Here is a 15,804-nt window from a genome sequence, read left to right on the forward strand (position 1 = left end):
CGGGCCATGAAATACCTCGTGCTGCTGGCCTTCATCGCCATCATCTGCAGCCTGGCCTCGGCCCTGTTCTTCATGATGCGCGGCGGGCAGGAGGGCAAGCCCAAGTCCGGCCACATGGCCCGCGCCCTGGCTTTCCGCGTCGGCTTTTCCATCCTGCTGTTCCTGTGCCTGCTGGGGGCGTGGAAGCTGGGGTACATCAGCCCGACCGGCCTGCCTCTGAAAGGTTAGCTTCCACAAAGTACAAGGCGCCCGTCAGGCGCCTTGTTTTCACCTCTCTATCGGCTCACAGCCAATAGACCAATACATACAGCCCCAGCCACACCACGTCCACGAAGTGCCAGTACCAGGCGGCGCCCTCGAAGCCGAAGTGGCGCTGGGGCGTGAAGTGGCCCTTCATCAGCCGCAGCGTGATGAACAGCAGCATCAGCATGCCCACCAGCACGTGGAAGCCGTGGAAGCCGGTCAACATGAAGAAGGTGGAGCCGTAGGCGCCGGACGTGAGCTTGAGGTTCAGGTCGCGGTAGGCGTGGATGTACTCGTAGGCCTGCACGCCCATGAAGGTCGCGCCCAGGATCACGGTGATCCACATCCACAGGATGGTCTTGGCGCGCTTGCCCGCCACCAGGGCGTGGTGGGCGATGGTCAGCGTCACGCCCGAGGTCAGCAGCAGCGCGGTGTTGATGGTCGGCAGCGGCCAGGGGCCCATGGTCTGGAAGGGCTCGACGATGCCGCCCGGCGAGGCAGTGCTGCCGGGCGAAACGGTGGGCCAGGTGGCCTTGAAGTCGGGCCAGAGCAACGCATTGTCCAGGCCGCCCAGGCTGGGTACGGAATGCGAGCGCATCCACCACAGCGCGGTGAAGAAGGCGCCGAAGAACATCACCTCCGAGAAGATGAACCAGCTCATGCTCCAGCGGTAGGACAGGTCGATCTTGCGGCTGTACTGCCCGCCCTCGCTCTCGCGCACCGCGTCGCGGAACCACTGGAACAGCACGCCGAACAGCCAGGCCAGTCCGAAGAACAGCGACCACTTGCCCCACTGGATCCCGTTGATCCACTGGCCGGCGCCGAGGATCACCCAGAACAGGCCGAAGGCCGCGAAAGCCGGGTGCCTCGAAGGCTGGGGCACGTAGTAGTAGGGCGTGCTGCCGTGGGTGCTGGTACTCATCTCGACTCCTGGTTCCCGAAACTCTGTGGTGTGTGTGTGTCTGTCTATCTGTCTGTACGGCGCCGCTCAGCCGACCACCCAGTTCACCAGGGCGATCAGCCCGCCCACGAACAGCGCCACGGCGACCAGGGCCACGACGATGATGTGCAACGGGTTGAGCTTGCCCAGGTCCTCCTGGTAGGCGCTGTTCTTGCGGATGCCCAGGAATGCCCAGGCCACGGCCTTGACGGTCTGGAGCACGGACCCTCTGCGCTGCTGCTCGGGCATGGTCGTGCAGGCGCTCACGAGCGCGGCTCCGGGGTGGCGGTGGTCGCCGTCGGTTCGGCCGGCACCTTGGCGCCGACCTCGAAGAAGGTGTAGGACAGCGTGATGGTGGTCACGTCCTTGGGCAGCCGGGGATCGATGACGAAGGCTACCGGCCATTCCTTCTTCTCGCCCGGCTCCAGCGTGTACTGGTTGAAGCAGAAGCATTCCAGCTTGTTGAAGTGCGCGGCCGAGTTGCGGGGCGCGTAGCTGGGGATGGCCTGGGCCGCCATCTTGCGGTTCTGCACGTTCTGGAATTCGTACACCACGGTGGCCAGCTGGCCGGGATGCACCTGGACCGACGCCTGCGCCGGCTTGAAATGCCAGGGGCCGCGCGCGTTGGCGTCGAACTCCACCGTGATCAGCCGGCTGGTGTCCACCTGCGTGTTGGCCGCGGCCCGGGACGTGCCGGGCACCTGCTTCTCGCCGACCGCCAGCACGTTGATGCCCAGCGCCTCGCAGATGTGCTCGTAGATCGGCACCAGGGCGTAGCCGAAGGCGAACATGCCGGCCGCCACCACCAGCAGCTTGCCGACCATCTTGGCGTTCTGTGCGCGGATGCTCATGACCCTACTTGCCCAGCAGCACCATCTTGGCGACGAAGCCGATGAAGAAGACCGCCGCGATGGACACCAGGATCAGCGCCAGGCGCAGGTTGCCCTTCTTCCTGCGGTGATCGTCCGGGTTGCTCACGGTACTGCGTCCTGTGCGGGAGGGGCGGCCTTCAGCGCGGCGCGTGCACGATGCCGGTGACCGGCTCGTGCCGCTCGGGCATCACGCGCGCGTCCAGCACGCGGGTGGCGGTGGCGTCCAGCTTGGGCGGCACCTCGAAGGTGTGGAACGGCGCCGGCGACGGCACTTCCCACTCCAGGCCCTCGGCGCCCTTGCCGTCGGGATCGTTCCAGGGGCGCTGCGGCGCCTTGACGCCGCGGCCCCTCATGCAGGGCAGCACCACCCAGAAGAAGAAGTACACCTGGGCCAGGCCGAAGGCGAAGGCGCCCACGGTGGCGATGGCGTTGAAGTCGGCGAACTGCATGGGGTAGTCGGCGTAGCGGCGCGGCATGCCGGCCAGCCCCAGGAAGTGCATCGGGAAGAAGGTGATGTTGAAGGCGATCAGCGACCACCAGAAGTGGATCTTGCCGCGCGTCTCGTCGTACATCACGCCGGTCCACTTGGGCACCCAGTAGTAGAAGCCTGCGAACATGGCGTAGAGCGAGCCGGCCACCAGCACGTAGTGGAAGTGCGCCACCACGTAGTAGGTGTCCTGCAGCAGCAGGTCGATCGGCGCCATGGCCAGGATCAGGCCGGTGAAGCCGCCGATGGTGAACACGAAGATGAAACCCACCGCGAACAGCATCGGCGTCTCGAAGGTCATCGAGCCCTGCCACATGGTCGCGATCCAGTTGAAGATCTTCACGGCCGTGGGCACCGCGATCAGCATGGTCGCGTACATGAAGAACAGCTGCCCGGTCACCGGCATGCCGGTGGTGAACATGTGGTGCGCCCAGACGATGAACGACAGGATGGCAATGGATGACAGCGCGTACACCATGGAGGCGTAGCCGAACAGGCGCTTGCGCGCGAACGCCGGCACGACCTGGCTGACGATGCCGAAGGCCGGCAGGATCATGATGTAGACCTCGGGGTGCCCGAAGAACCAGAAGATGTGCTGGTACATCACCGGGTCGCCGCCCCCGGCGGGGTTGAAGAAGGTGGTGCCCAGGTGGCGGTCGGTCAGGGTCATGGTGATGGCGCCGGCCAGCACCGGCATCACGGCGATCAGCAGGTAGGCGGTGATCAGCCAGGACCACACGAACAACGGCATCTTCATCAGCGTCATGCCCGGGGCGCGCATGTTGAGGATGGTGACGATGATGTTGATCGAGCCCATGATGGAGCTGGCGCCCAGGATGTGCATCGCGAAGATGCCGGCGTCCATGGACGGGCCCATCTGCAGCGTCAGCGGCGCGTACAGCGTCCAGCCGGCGGCCGGCGCGCCGCCGGGCATGAAGAACGAGCCGACCAGCATGACGCCCGCCGGGATCAGCAGCCAGAAGCTGAAGTTGTTCATGCGCGCGAACGCCATGTCGGAGGCGCCGATCTGCAGCGGGATCATCCAGTTCGCGAAGCCGACGAAGGCCGGCATGATGGCGCCGAACACCATGATCAGGCCGTGCATGGTGGTCAGCTGGTTGAACAGCTCGGGATTGACCAGCTGCAGGCCGGGCTGGAACAGCTCGGCGCGGATGCCCAGGGCGAGCACGCCGCCGAACATGAACATGAAGAACGAGAACAGCAGGTACAGCGTGCCGATGTCCTTGTGGTTGGTCGCGTAGACCCAGCGGCGCCAGCCATGGGGATGGGCATGGTGCTCGTCATGGGCATGCTCGCCACCCGCTGCGTGGCCGTGGTTGTCGAGAACTGCGCTCATTTTTTCTTACCTCTGGGATTTACTTGCCACGCTGGGCCAGCACGTCGGACGGCTGGACCACTTGCCCCGTCTTGTTGGACCAGGCGTTCTTGGTGTAGCTGATGACGGCGGCGATGTCGGTGTCCGACAGCTGGCGCCACGCCGGCATGGCGCCGCGGCCGTTCAGCAGGATGTGGATGGACTTGGTCTTGTCGGCATCCAGCACGATGGGCGAGCCGTCCAGGGCCTTGATCGGGCCGGCGCCCTTGCCGTTGGCCTGGTGGCAGGCCGCGCAGTTGGCGGCGTAGATCTTCTCGCCGCGCGCGGCGATGTCGGTCAGCTGCCAGACCTTGTTCGGATCGTCCTGGCGGGCCGCCATCTGCTTTTGCTGGTCGGCCACCCAGGCGGTGTAGTCCTGCTGCGAGAGCACCTTCACGTGGATGGGCATGTAGGCGTGCTCCTTGCCGCACAGCTCGTAGCACTGGCCGTAGAAGTCACCCACCTTCTCGCTGCGGAACCAGGTGTCGCGCACGAAGCCGGGGATCGCGTCCTGCTTGACGCCGAAGGCCGGCACGCCCCAGGCGTGGATCACGTCGTTGGCCGTCGTGATGATGCGCACCTTCTTGTTGACCGGCACCACCAGCGGGTTGTCGACCTTGAGCAGGTAGTTGTCGGGCTTGTCGGCGGCGTTGCCGCCGTCGTTGGACATCTCGCGGTGCGTGCTGTCCAGCGTGGACAGGAAGGACAGGCCGGCGCCTTCGCCGTTGAGGTAGTCGTAACCCCACTTCCACTGGTAGCCGGTGGCCTTGATGGTCACGTCGGCGTTGCTGGTGTCCTTGGCGGCCACCAGCACCTTGGTCGCCGGCAGCGCCATCAGGATCACGATGATGAAGGGAATGATGGTCCAGATCACCTCGACGGTGACGGACTCGTGGAAATTGGCCGGCTTGTGCCCCTTGGAGCGGCGGTGCTTCCAGATGGAATAGAACATCACCGAGAACACCATCAGGAAGATCACGGTGGAGGTGATGAGCATGAACCAGTGCAGCCAGGCCTGCTCGGTGGCGATGCGGGTGGCGGCCGCATGCAGGTTGAGCTGGCGCACCCCCGGGCCGCCGGGCAGGTCCTGGACCGCATGCGCCGCGCCGCTGAAGGCGCCCGCAGCCAGCAGCAGCGGAGCCAGGGTTTTGGTAATGCTCTTCATCGTTACTTTCTGCCTCTAACCAAATGTCACGAATGCTGCCGTGGCTCGCCGCGCGCGGCCCCACCGGGCGGCTTCAATCCGTCTCGCGCAATGCCCTTCTGATTTCCTGGGCCAGCACCGGACGCAGCTCGGGGCGCACGTAACGCCCCACCCGCACCGAGCGGCCGCGGCCCGACACCTCGATCAGCGACCGGCCGTCGAAGCGGGGCTCGACCCGCACCCACTCGCGGTCGAATTCCGCCCGCTCCAGCCGGCCCGCGTTCTCCAGCTCGACCACCAGGCGGCGGCCGTGGAGGGAGATGCGTTCGCCATCCGTCGCGTGCCGGGCATACGCCAGGAATGCCAGGCCCACGGCCGCCAGTTCCACCCAGGCGAACGGCAGCACCATGGTGGCGCCCTGCAGCCAGAAGACCGTCGCGATGCCCAGCGAGACCACGCACAGCGATGCGTAGAACCAGCCCAGCTGGCTCGGCGTCACCGAGCAGTTGCGCTTGAGGGCCCAGTGGATGGCCTGGCCCTGCACCGTGGCAAAACGAAATACCGGCATTGGAGGTCGCCGCTCACAAAATCAACCCGGGATTGTAGCGTGCGGTCACAACACGCCCTCCCGGGCGGGCGGCCTAATCCCGAGGCCGTTTGTCAGCTTGCAGCAGGGCTTTCATGTCCTGCAGCGACACCGCGCTCTCGGCGCCCACCCGCACCCGCGGCGCGGGCTTGAGCGCATGGCCGTAGATGATCTCGAAGGTCAGGGACAGCCGGCCGTCCGGCCCGGCCAGACGGCCCGCCAGGGCCTGTTCCAGCCGCCCCCGCCAAGCGCGCCCGCGCAGCGCCGGGAAACGCCCGGGGTGCAGGTTGGCCCCCAGCTCACGCAGCTCGGCCAGCAGCCGCTGCGGCGTCTCCCAGGTGAGGGTCAGCCGCTCCATGTCCATCACCGGCTCGGCAAAGCCGGCGTGCACCAGCATGTCGCCCCAGTCGTGCATGTCGGTGAACTCGCTGGCCGGCGGCGGCCAGCCCAGCCCGCGGTACAGGTCGCGCAGCTCGCGCAGGCTGTCCGGGCCCAGGCAGGAGAACATCAGGAAACCGTCCACCGCCAGTGCCCGGTGCCAGCGGGCCATCAGCGCGCGCGGGTCGGCCGCCAGGTGCAGGGCCATGTTGGACCACAGCATCTGCACCGCCGCATCGGGCACCCCGGCCGCGTGACGCACGGCGGGAGCGCCGCGCCAGCGCTTCCACCACGGCGGCGACAGGGCGGCCCCGGCCGCCTGTCGCCGGCCGGCCTGTTCCTCCGCCACGAAGCACTCGGCCCGGGGATAGCGTTGCGCCACCCGCGCGTGGGCCTCCAAACCGCCCCGCACCGGCGCCCAGTCGGCCCACGCGCGCGGCTGCAGGCGGATCCACTGCAGTCGCTCCTCCATCCGGCGGCCCACTTCCTCGTGCAGCCAGGGCGGGCGCGCCGGCGCCGCACGGTCCCAGCGTTCGGCGGCGACGGGGTCGATGGTGGGCGGGCGTTCGTCGGGCACGGGAAAGTATATTGGCCGCATGCTGCGAACCTGGATCCACGGCCTGGCTGCGCACCTGCCGGCCCGCTGCGAGGTGTGCGGCGCCTGGCCGGCCCGGCCGGTGTGCGAGCGCTGCGTCGCGCGCTTCGCCCAGCCGCGTCCGCGCTGCCGCCGTTGCGCCCTGCCCGTGCCCGCCGGCGTGGCCGAATGCGGCCGGTGCCTGCGCGAGCCGCCGCCCCTGGACGCCTGCTTCGCGGCGGTGGACTATGCCTATCCCTGGTCGGGCCTGGTGGCGCGCTTCAAGTTCCAGGGCGAACCGGGCTGGGCCGGCCCCCTGGCCGAGCTGCTGCGCAGCACGCCCTGGGTCGAGCCGGCTCTGGAGCGCGCCGACCTGCTGCTGGCGCTGCCGCTCGCGCCGGCGCGGCTGGCCGAGCGCGGCTTCAACCAGGCGCTGGCGCTGGCGCGCCGCCTGGCCCCGCGCAAGGCCGACCCGGCCCTGCTGCTGCGGCTGCGCGAGACCGCGCCGCAGGCGCAGCTGGACCGCGCGGCGCGCCAGCGCAACGTGAAGGACGCGTTCGCGCTCGACCCGCTGGGCGCGCCACGGCTGCGCGGCGCCGACGTGGTGCTGGTGGACGACGTGATGACCAGCGGGTCCTCGCTGTTCAGCGCCGCGGCAGTGCTGCGCCGGGCCGGCGCCGCGCGGGTGACCGCGCTGGTGGTGGCGCGCACCGGCGAGGATTGAGGCCGCATGTTCCACATCGTCCTGGTCGAGCCCGAGATCCCGCCCAACACCGGCAACGTGATCCGGCTGGCGGCCAACACCGGCTGCACGCTGCACCTGGTCGAGCCCCTCGGGTTCTCCATGGAGGACCGGCAGCTGCGGCGCGCCGGCCTGGACTACCACGAGTACGCGCAGGTGCGCCGGCACGCCGGCTGGGAGGCCCTGCTGGCGGCCGAGCACCCGCCGGCCGACCGGATGTTCGCGCTCACCACCCGGGGCTCCCGGCCGCTGCACGAGGTGGCCTTCCGGCCGGGCGACTGGCTGGTGTTCGGCGCCGAGACGCGCGGCCTGGCGCCGCAGCTGCGCGAACGCTTCGCGCCGGGCCAGCGCCTGAAGCTGCCGATGCGCCCGGGCCAGCGCAGCCTCAACCTGTCGAACGCGGTGGCGGTGGCGGTGTTCGAAGCCTGGCGCCAGAACGGCTTCGCCGGCGCGGCGGACGGTCCGGCCGGCCCGGCGGCGGCGCCCTAGGGATAGCGGCGGGTCAGCGATTCGGCCACGCACACCGGCTTGTCCGAACCCTCGCGCTCCACGGTCACGGCCCAGGCCATCTGCAGGCCACCCTGGTCGATGGCGTCGCAGCCCAGCAGCTTGATGCGCGCACGCAGCCGGCTGCCCACCGGCACCGGCGAGGTGAAGCGCACCTTGTTCAGGCCGTAGTTCACGCCCATGCGGCTGTTGCGGATCTCCAGCGCCGATTCGAAGAAGCGGGGCAGCAGCGACAGCGTGAGGAAGCCGTGCGCGATCGGCGCGCCGAAGGGCCCGGCCTTGGCCCTTTCCACGTCGACGTGGATCCACTGGTGGTCGCCGGTGGCCTGCGCGAACAGGTTGACCTGCTCCTGCGTCACGGTGATCCAGTTGCTGACGGCGACTTCCTGCCCCACCAGCGGCAGCAGGTCGGCCAGGTTCTCGAGGACTTTCATGCCGCGATCCTAGCCGCCGGCGGCCGGGTTCAGCTGTCCAGCCAGCGACAAAGGCCGTCCCATTGCTCCAGGTCGCGCCCGACCCTGGCCGGCGCCACGTCGAACAGCGTGAGCCCGCGGGCCGCCAGGTGCACGTAGTTCTGGGTGTGGCGCAAATGCCCCAGCACCGGCAGGCCCAGGCCGGCCACGAACTCCTGCAGCTTGTCGGCGGCGATGGTGCGGCCATCCACCCGCATGCCCACGATGCCTACCTGGAGCTGGCCGGCCTTGCGGTGCTCGGCCATCTCGTCCAGGAAGGTGCGGGTGGCGAAGATGTCGAACACGCTGGGCTGCAGCGGCACCAACACCTTGTCGGCCAGCTTCAGCGCGTCCTGGAACAGGCGCCCCTGCAGCCCGGCTGGCGTGTCCAGCACCACGTGGGTGGTGCCCCGGGGCGGGCGCGCCACCTGCCCGTCGTCCAGCGTCCAGCTGGCGATGGGCCGCACGCCGGCGGGGCGAAGGCCCAGCCACAGCCGCGAGGACTGCTGCCGGTCGGCGTCGCCCAGCATCACGGGATGGCCCTGCGACGCGTAGTAGCCGGCGATGTTGGTCGCCAGCGTGGACTTTCCGGCACCGCCTTTGGGGTTGGCAACGACCACGATGGGCATGGACAGCTCTCCAGGTGTTGGGTGCTATGGTAGCCGCACGGATGAGTTACAGCCAAACCGGGGAGCGCGCGACCGGTGACCTCGCCTTAAGCGCCTTAGGCCATTTGCCTAGAACCTGTCCGTAAAACGATGGTGTCATCGGAAATACCCGACAGTAATCAATCCCATGGACCGAGCCCCCCACGTCCTGACCGCCGAATTGGCCGGCGCGGGCACCACGGTCCAAGCCGCCGAAGAGGCCCGCCTGCGCTTGGAACTGGGCGAGGCCCAGGCCCGGCTGGCCGCGCTGCAGCAGTCGAACCAATTGTTGAGGGCGACGCTGGACGCCACCGGCGACGGCATCCTGTCCATCAACCTGGCCGACGGTTCGCTGCACTACAACACCCGCTTCGTCGAGATCTGGGGCATCCCGAAGGACCGGCTGGCGGAGCTGACCCCGGACGGCCTGGTGGAGTTCATGGCCACGCGCGCGCTCGACCCCGCGGCCCTGCGGGCGCAGGTGGCGAGGCGCCGGCGCGAGCCGGACAACGAGGAACTCAACCTCGTCGCCCTGAGCGATGGCCGGGTGATCGAACGGCATGCCACCGCCCAGCGCGTCAACGGCGACTGCGTCGGCACGGTGATCACCTACCGGGACGTCACGGAGCGCCTGCGCTACGAGGAGAAGATGCTGTTCAACCACCGGGTGCTGGAGAACAGCGGGCCCATGCTGTGGATCGACGGCGACTCCGGCACCCTGACCTACGCCAACCCGGCCGCCTGCCGCCACCTGGGCTGCCGCCTCGAACAGCTGCTGGGCATCGCGGTGCGGGATTTCGACAGCTTCTTCGAAACCGACGAGTGGAAGGCCATGGCGCAGGCCCTGCGGCATGGCGAGCAGGTGAACCTGTCGCGGCAGCACCGGCGCAGGGACGGTTCGCTGCGGGATGCCGACATCACGGTCGGCATGATCCAGGACGGCGAGCGCAAGATCTACATCGCCAGCCTCAAGGACGTGACGCAGCAGCGTAAGGCCGAACGGGAGACCCGGCGCCAGCAGGCCACCCTGGAGCTGCTGATCGATTCCATCCCCGACCCGGTGTTCTACAAGGACCGGCAGGGCCGCTATCTCGGCTGCAACGAGGCTTACCGCATGACCTTCGGCCGGGGCATGGCGGACGTGCGCGGCAAAGGCTCCTTCGACCTTTTCCCCCGGGACATGGCCGAGGCCATCACCCAGCGCGACCGGCTGGCGATGCTGACCCTGCAGAAGCAGTCGTCGGAGAACTGGATCGACCAGCCGGACGGCCGGCGCCTGCTGTTCGAGACCGTGGTCTCGCCGCTGTGGAACGAGGACGGCCAGGCCCAGGGCGTGCTGGGCGTCTGCCGCAACATCACCGAGCGCAAGCGCATCGAGGAGGAGAACCGGCGCGCCAAGGACGCGGCCGAGGAAGCCGTGCGCCTGAAGTCGGACTTCCTGGCCAACATGAGCCACGAGATCCGCACCCCGCTCAACGCGGTCATCGGCCTGTCGCGGCAGGTGCTGGCGACCGAGCTCGACGCCCGCCAGCGCGACTACATGCTCAAGGTGCAGAGCTCCGGGCGGCACCTGCTGGAGCTGATCGACGACATCCTGGATTTCTCCAAGGTGGAAGCGGGCCGGCTCGAGCTGGAGAGCGCGCAATTCGCGCTGCAGGAGGTGTTCGACAACATCAGCGACCTGGTCGGCGAGAAGTGCCAGTCCAAGGGCCTGGAGCTGATCTTCGAAGTCGCGCCCGACGTGCCCGCCACCCTGGTGGGCGACCCGCTGCGCCTGGGCCAGGTGCTGCTCAACTACGCCAACAATGCGGTCAAGTTCACAGAGCGTGGCGAGATCGTGATCTCGGTGCGCGTCGGCCAGGTCACCGACACCGACGCGCAGCTGCTGTTCCGGGTGCGCGACACCGGCATCGGGCTCACGCCCCAGCAGACGGACAGGCTGTTCCTGGGCTTCTCGCAGGCCGACACCTCGACCACGCGCAAGTACGGCGGCACGGGCCTGGGCCTGGCGATCTGCAAGAACCTGGCCCGGCTGATGGGGGGCGAGGTGGGCGTGGAAAGCGAATGGGGCAAGGGCAGCGTGTTCTGGTTTTCCGCCCGCCTGGGCATCGCCCGGGCAGGCGGACAGGCGGTGCCAACCGGCCGCGCAGCCCCGGCGGTGCCCGCCTTGCCGCGGCCATCGCCGGCCGACGACGGGCTGGCGGTGCTGCGCGGCGCGCGCATCCTGGTGGTGGAGGACAACGAGATCAACCAGCAGGTGGTCACGGAACTGCTGCAATCCGCCGGCCTGGTAGTGGAGGTGGCCGAGCACGGCCGCGCGGCGCTGGACCTGCTGGCCTGCCGCGACTACGACCTGGTGTTCATGGACATGCAGATGCCCGTGATGGACGGCCTGACCGCCACCCGGGAGATCCGCAAGATCGAGCGGCTGCGCAAGCTGCCGGTGGTGGCCGTCACGGCCAGCGTCATGGAGCAGAACCGGCGCGACTGCCTGGAGGCGGGCATGAACGCCTTCCTGGCCAAGCCGATCGAGCCCGACCAGGTCTGGCAGACGCTGCGCCAGTGGGTGCGGCCCACGGCGGCGCAGCCGCGGCCCGAGGCGGTGCCGCCGGCCGCGGACGTGCCGGCGCAGCCCCGGCTGCCCAGCGGCATCGCCGGCCTGGACACCGCCAAGGGCCTGTCGCACATGATGGGCAAGCCTTCGCTCTACCTCGACATGCTCGGACGCTTCAGGGCGAGCCAGCGGGACCTGCCCGAGCGCATCCGGCAGGCGCTTCAGGCGGGGGACCGTACCTTGGCGGAGCGGCTGGCCCATACCCTGGTGGGCACGGCCGGCATGCTGGGGGCTACCGCGGTCGCGGCCCACGCGCAGGCGCTGGAGCTGCTGCTGCGCGAAGGCGGCACCGCCGGTCAGGTGGACCAGGCCGTGGAGGCGCTGGCGCGCCCGCTGGCCGAGCTCATGGCGGCGCTGCAAGCCCAGTTGGGCGGCTGAAGCGGGTCAGCGCGCGAAGAAGCCGTCCCACACCAGCTTGCCGCCGGTCAGCAGCATGCCGGCATAGATGAAGCGGTAGAACAGCACGGGGGCGATGCGCCGGGCGATGCGCACGCCCACCAGCACGCCGACCGGCGCCAGCGGCAGCAGCGCCGCCGAGGTCGCCATGTTGCGCAGGTCCAGCAGCCCCAGCCAGGCATAGGGCCCCCACTTGCTCAGGTTCACCACGAAGAAGAAGACCGCCATGGTGGCCGTGAACACCGGTGGCGGCAGCTTCATGGGGATCACGTAGGCGTTGATGGGCGGACCGCCCGCATGGGCCACGAAGCTGGTGAACCCCGAGGTGGTGGTCAGCAGCGCGCCCAGCCAGCGCGGCGGCGGCGGGCTGTCCGGCCGGGGCGGGAACAGCAGGCGCTGCGCCAGGAACAGCAGCGTGAACATGCCCACGATGCCGGCCACCAGCCTGGCATCCAGCAGCTTGAACAGCAGGGTGCCCACCACCGTGCCCAGCAGGCCGAAGGGCAGCAGGAAGCGGATCAGCTTCCAGTCAAAATGCCGCCGCCAGGCGTGCAGGCCCAGCAGGTCCATCACCAGCAGCACGGGCATCAGGATGGCGGCGGCCTGCGGCACGGTGACCGCCAACGCCATCAGCGGCACCGCCAGCGAACCGAAGCCCGCGCCGAAGCCGCTCTTGCTGATGCCCAGCAGCAGCACGGCCGGCACGGCCACGGCATAGAAGAAGGGATCGGTGATCAGGGGCAGGCTCATGGCCGCCGCCCCGGCGGAGGGTTGCGCACGCGAGCATCATAGGCGGCCGTCGATGAGCCTCGCGCGTACGCCGGCTGCCAGCCCCGACCTACAAGGCGGCGCGCCCGCCCGCCCCTACGATGCCCGCTCAGTTCTGTTCAGCGAGGAGAATCTATGTCCGTCATCGCCACCATCCTGGTCGGTTTCGTGGTGGGCCTGCTGGCCCGCGCCCTCAAGCCCGGCAACGACAAGATGGGCCTGATCATGACCACCCTGCTGGGTGTCGCCGGCTCGGTCATTGCCCAGTACGCGGGCGCGGCCCTGGGCTGGTACCGCCCGGGCGAGCCGGCCGGCTGGATCGCCTCGGTCGTCGGCGCCATCCTCCTGCTGGTCATCTACGGCATGTTCCGCGGCCGTTCCCATCGCACCTGACTCGGCGCCGTGGCCGCACGCGCCCGGGTCATCCACACCCGCCTGCTGATCTGGGCCCAGGGCATGACCCTGGCGCCCAACCTGATCCTGATCCATCCGCGCTGCCGCGGCGACGTCGGCTTGCTGGCGCACGAGGAGGTGCACGCGCGCCAGATGCGGCGCGACGGCCTGCTGCGCTTCTGGTGGCGCTACGCGACCAGCCGCGCGCATCGCCTGGCCTATGAAGTCGAGGCCTACCGGGTGTCGCTGGCCTACGGCAGCAGCCTGCCCTCGGTCGCACGCACCCTGGCCACCGGCTACTGGCTGGGGATCGACGAGATGCAGGCGCGGGCGGCGCTGGCCGGCGAGCCCGCGCGCGCTGCGGCCTCGCCGGCCGGCACCCTCACTTAGCCTCTTTGGCGGCCGCCACTTGCCGGCGGGCGGCCCGTGCCCGCTCCACGGCCTGCCGCAGCATGGCCAGCAGCTGCTCCGGCGGACAGGGCTTGGACACCACCTCGAACTGCAGGCGCCCCGCCCGCTCCAGCTCCGCGCTGTAGCCGGTCATCAGCACGATGGGGATCTGGTCCCCCTGCTGCCTCAGCCAGGACGCCAGGTCCAGCCCGCTGGTGCGCCCGGGCATGCGCATGTCGCTCAGCACGGCCTCGAAAGGCTCGCCGGCGGCCAGCAGGGCCCGGGCTTCATCGCCGCTGGCCACGTGGCGGACGGCATAGCCGGACTGCCGCAGCATGTCCTGGGTGACGGCCGCCAGCTCCAGGTTGTCCTCGACCAGAAGCAGCAGCCCGTCGCCGACGGACGATCCGGGGTCGGCGGCCTCCTGCCCGTCGCAGACCGCCTCCTGCGTCGTTGCGGCAGGCAGACACAGGCGCACCACGGTGCCGCGGCCAGGCTCGCTCTCGATCTCCGCCCTGCCCTGCGCCTGGGCCGCGAAGCCGTACACCTGGCTCAATCCCAGCCCGGTGCCGTGGCCCACCGGCTTGGTGGTGAAGAACGGCTCGAACACGCGGGCCATCACCTGGGGCTCAATCCCCTTTCCCGTGTCCGCCACCTCGATCACGGCCAGGCCTCCTGGCGCCGGGCGCGCGCGGAACGACAGCCGGCCGCCCTGCTCCATCGCATCGCGGGCGTTCACGGCCAGGTTGATGAGGGCCAGCTCGAACTCCGCGGGGTCGACCCGGACCAGCGGGGTTGCGGGGTCCACCTCGCAGCGCACCTCGATCCCGCCGTGCAGCGTGGGACGCACCAGGTCCATCAGGTCCGGCAACCGGTCCTGCAAACGGATCAGCTCCGGGCGCAGGGCCTGCCGGCGCGCGAAGGCCAGCAGCTGGCGCGTCAGCTTGGTGCCGGTGGCGACCGCCCGCTCGATGCCGGCCAGGGGCGTGCTGCCCTGCAGCTCGGGACGCTGGCGGCGCAGCAGGTGCACGTTGTTGCTCACCACCATCAGCAGGTTATTGAAGTCGTGGGCCACGCCGCCTGTGAGGTGGCCGATGGCCTCCAGCCGCTGGTTCTGCACCACGATGCGCTGCGCCTTTTCCGCCTCGGCCAGGGCATCCGCCACCCGCGCCTGCATCGCCTCGTTGGCGTCGCGGATGGACCGGCTGGCCGCCGCGAGCGCCCGCATGACCTTGTCGGTCTCCGCCAGTCCGGTGCCGGCCGGCTCGACCGCGCCGCCTTGCCCGATGGCTTCGGAGGCCTGCGCCACCTGGCGCACCGGTCCGACCAGCTGGCGCGCCACCCACAGGGCGCCGGCCAGGGCCGCAGCCAGCAAGGCCAGCGACGCCAGCGCGAAAGCGCCCGCGGCATTGAGCGGCGATGTGATCTCCCGCAGGGGCACCCCGATGATGAACCCCCATCCGTACACGCGCGACTTGCTGAACGAGGCCAGCACCGGGACTCCATCCAGGGAAACGGTGCGGAAAGCGCCTTCCTGCTGCTGGGCGAGCGCCTGCAGCATGGCGGGCGGCACCGTGCGGCCGACGATCTTCTCCGGGGCGATGCTGCGCGCGACGATGACGCCCCGGGTGTCGATGATCGAACCTATCCAGCGTTCAGGAAGGTTCTGGTCGCCCAGGACGGGCTGCAGGTGCGAGGCGAAGCCGCCCACGCTGAGGTAGTACAGGACGCGTCCGTCGCGCACCACCGGCACCTCGACCGCGAAGCTGTGCTGCTTGCCCAGCGGCGCCCAGTACAGGTCGGACACCAGGGTGGCCATCGGCCCTGCGCGCCGGCGCGCCTCTGCGAAGACGGTCCTGGGCAGCGCGGTTTCGCCGAACGGGCGGCGGGTGTTGAGCAGCTGCTGGCCGGACAGGTCGGACAGGACGATGACCGTGTCGTTCGCCGGCGCCATGGCCTGCGCATACTGGTGGAAGGCGGCCAGGTCGCCGCGTGTCAGGGTCGGCGAACCCGCCAGGGTGCGGACCAGGGTCTCGCGCTTGGCCAGCTCCCGCTCGACCACCAGGGCCATGGCCCTGGTGGCTTCGCGCATGGCACGCTGAAAGGCCGCCTGCTCTTCCTGGTAGACGTAGAAGATGGCGGCTGCGCTCGCCAGCAGGGCGGGCGCCATGACGGCGACCACCAGGCTGACCAGGCGCGAGCGTAGGGATTTCGTGGAGCGGGACATGCGAGCCGGGCATTGTCGCCCGAACTCGGCAGTCCGGTGGCGCAGAAGGTCAGGCCCCGGCCCTCAGGG

18 protein-coding genes are annotated in these 15,804 nt (G+C 69.5%); 6 read left to right on the forward strand and 12 right to left on the reverse strand.

Annotated features, from left to right (window positions below; translation table 11 throughout):
- The first annotated feature begins 6 nt into the window (after positions 1-6).
- The gene (locus RTA_RS17240) at positions 7-228 is read left to right on the forward strand and encodes a twin transmembrane helix small protein (protein WP_193384803.1); all 222 of its coding nucleotides are present in this window, start codon (positions 7-9) and stop codon (positions 226-228) included.
- Between the two features lie 55 nt (positions 229-283).
- On the opposite strand, the gene RTA_RS17245 is transcribed toward RTA_RS17240, so the two are convergent.
- The 8 genes from RTA_RS17245 to RTA_RS17275 form a co-directional block, all read right to left on the reverse strand.
- Complete coding sequence (locus RTA_RS17245; RefSeq protein WP_013902715.1) at positions 284-1,165, reverse strand: cytochrome c oxidase subunit 3; 882 nt, start codon at positions 1,163-1,165, stop codon at positions 284-286.
- 66 nt (positions 1,166-1,231) lie between these two features.
- Complete coding sequence (locus tag RTA_RS17250; RefSeq protein ID WP_013902716.1) at positions 1,232-1,450, reverse strand: DUF2970 domain-containing protein; 219 nt, start codon at positions 1,448-1,450, stop codon at positions 1,232-1,234.
- Positions 1,447-2,034, reverse strand: coding sequence for a cytochrome c oxidase assembly protein (locus tag RTA_RS17255; RefSeq protein WP_013902717.1), 588 nt, complete (start codon positions 2,032-2,034; stop codon positions 1,447-1,449). The genes RTA_RS17250 and RTA_RS17255 overlap by 4 nt, the downstream gene beginning before the upstream one ends.
- Positions 2,035-2,038: 4 nt before the next feature.
- Positions 2,039-2,161 carry a cytochrome oxidase small assembly protein gene (locus tag RTA_RS21310; protein WP_013902718.1) on the reverse strand — a complete coding sequence of 41 codons (123 nt, stop codon included), beginning with the start codon at positions 2,159-2,161 and terminating at the stop codon, positions 2,039-2,041.
- Positions 2,162-2,192: 31 nt separating this feature from the next.
- Positions 2,193-3,899, reverse strand: coding sequence for a cytochrome c oxidase subunit I (gene ctaD, locus RTA_RS17260; RefSeq protein WP_013902719.1), 1,707 nt, complete (start codon positions 3,897-3,899; stop codon positions 2,193-2,195).
- Between the two features lie 19 nt (positions 3,900-3,918).
- A complete protein-coding gene (gene coxB / locus RTA_RS17265) occupies positions 3,919-5,082 on the reverse strand; it encodes a cytochrome c oxidase subunit II (protein ID WP_013902720.1) in 1,164 nt (387 codons plus the stop codon).
- Positions 5,083-5,155: 73 nt separating this feature from the next.
- Positions 5,156-5,629: a DUF2244 domain-containing protein gene (locus tag RTA_RS17270; RefSeq protein WP_013902721.1), complete on the reverse strand. Its 474-nt coding sequence runs from the start codon at positions 5,627-5,629 to the stop codon at positions 5,156-5,158.
- A 73-nt stretch (positions 5,630-5,702) separates the two neighbouring features.
- A complete protein-coding gene (locus RTA_RS17275; protein WP_041675709.1) occupies positions 5,703-6,623 on the reverse strand; it encodes a malonyl-ACP O-methyltransferase BioC in 921 nt (306 codons plus the stop codon).
- Between RTA_RS17275 and RTA_RS17280 the strand changes: the two genes are divergently transcribed.
- Both RTA_RS17280 and RTA_RS17285 read left to right on the forward strand, forming a co-directional pair.
- Positions 6,622-7,323, forward strand: coding sequence for a ComF family protein (locus RTA_RS17280; protein WP_041675710.1), 702 nt, complete (start codon positions 6,622-6,624; stop codon positions 7,321-7,323). The genes RTA_RS17275 and RTA_RS17280 overlap by 2 nt on opposite strands.
- A 6-nt stretch (positions 7,324-7,329) precedes the next feature.
- Positions 7,330-7,830: a tRNA (cytidine(34)-2'-O)-methyltransferase gene (locus RTA_RS17285; protein ID WP_013902724.1), complete on the forward strand. Its 501-nt coding sequence runs from the start codon at positions 7,330-7,332 to the stop codon at positions 7,828-7,830.
- Here the strand turns inward: RTA_RS17285 and RTA_RS17290 are convergent.
- Positions 7,827-8,282, reverse strand: coding sequence for a MaoC family dehydratase (locus RTA_RS17290; RefSeq protein WP_013902725.1), 456 nt, complete (start codon positions 8,280-8,282; stop codon positions 7,827-7,829). The genes RTA_RS17285 and RTA_RS17290 overlap by 4 nt on opposite strands.
- A gap of 29 nt (positions 8,283-8,311) precedes the next feature.
- Complete coding sequence (locus RTA_RS17295; RefSeq protein ID WP_013902726.1) at positions 8,312-8,929, reverse strand: nucleotide-binding protein; 618 nt, start codon at positions 8,927-8,929, stop codon at positions 8,312-8,314.
- A 166-nt stretch (positions 8,930-9,095) separates the two neighbouring features.
- Between RTA_RS17295 and RTA_RS17300 the strand changes: the two genes are divergently transcribed.
- A complete protein-coding gene (locus tag RTA_RS17300) occupies positions 9,096-11,939 on the forward strand; it encodes a PAS domain S-box protein (RefSeq protein ID WP_049871324.1) in 2,844 nt (947 codons plus the stop codon).
- 6 nt (positions 11,940-11,945) lie between these two features.
- Here the strand turns inward: RTA_RS17300 and RTA_RS17305 are convergent, their stop codons facing one another.
- Entirely contained in the window at positions 11,946-12,707 is a 762-nt protein-coding gene (locus tag RTA_RS17305) for a sulfite exporter TauE/SafE family protein (protein ID WP_013902728.1), read from the reverse strand.
- A gap of 153 nt (positions 12,708-12,860) precedes the next feature.
- On the opposite strand from RTA_RS17305, the gene RTA_RS17310 reads away from it, so the two are divergent.
- Together RTA_RS17310 and RTA_RS19945 are read left to right on the forward strand one after the other, a co-directional pair.
- A complete protein-coding gene (locus RTA_RS17310; RefSeq protein ID WP_013902729.1) occupies positions 12,861-13,118 on the forward strand; it encodes a GlsB/YeaQ/YmgE family stress response membrane protein in 258 nt (85 codons plus the stop codon).
- Between the two features lie 9 nt (positions 13,119-13,127).
- Positions 13,128-13,508 (forward strand): hypothetical protein, encoded by a 381-nt coding sequence (locus RTA_RS19945; protein ID WP_049871325.1) that lies wholly within the window; start codon positions 13,128-13,130, stop codon positions 13,506-13,508.
- Here the strand turns inward: RTA_RS19945 and RTA_RS19950 are convergent.
- Positions 13,501-15,735, reverse strand: coding sequence for an ATP-binding protein (locus RTA_RS19950; RefSeq protein ID WP_049871326.1), 2,235 nt, complete (start codon positions 15,733-15,735; stop codon positions 13,501-13,503). The genes RTA_RS19945 and RTA_RS19950 overlap by 8 nt on opposite strands.
- Between the last annotated feature and the right edge of the window lie 69 nt (positions 15,736-15,804).

It is taken from the genome of Ramlibacter tataouinensis TTB310, assembly GCF_000215705.1.
Lineage (GTDB): Bacteria > Pseudomonadota > Gammaproteobacteria > Burkholderiales > Burkholderiaceae_C > Ramlibacter > Ramlibacter tataouinensis.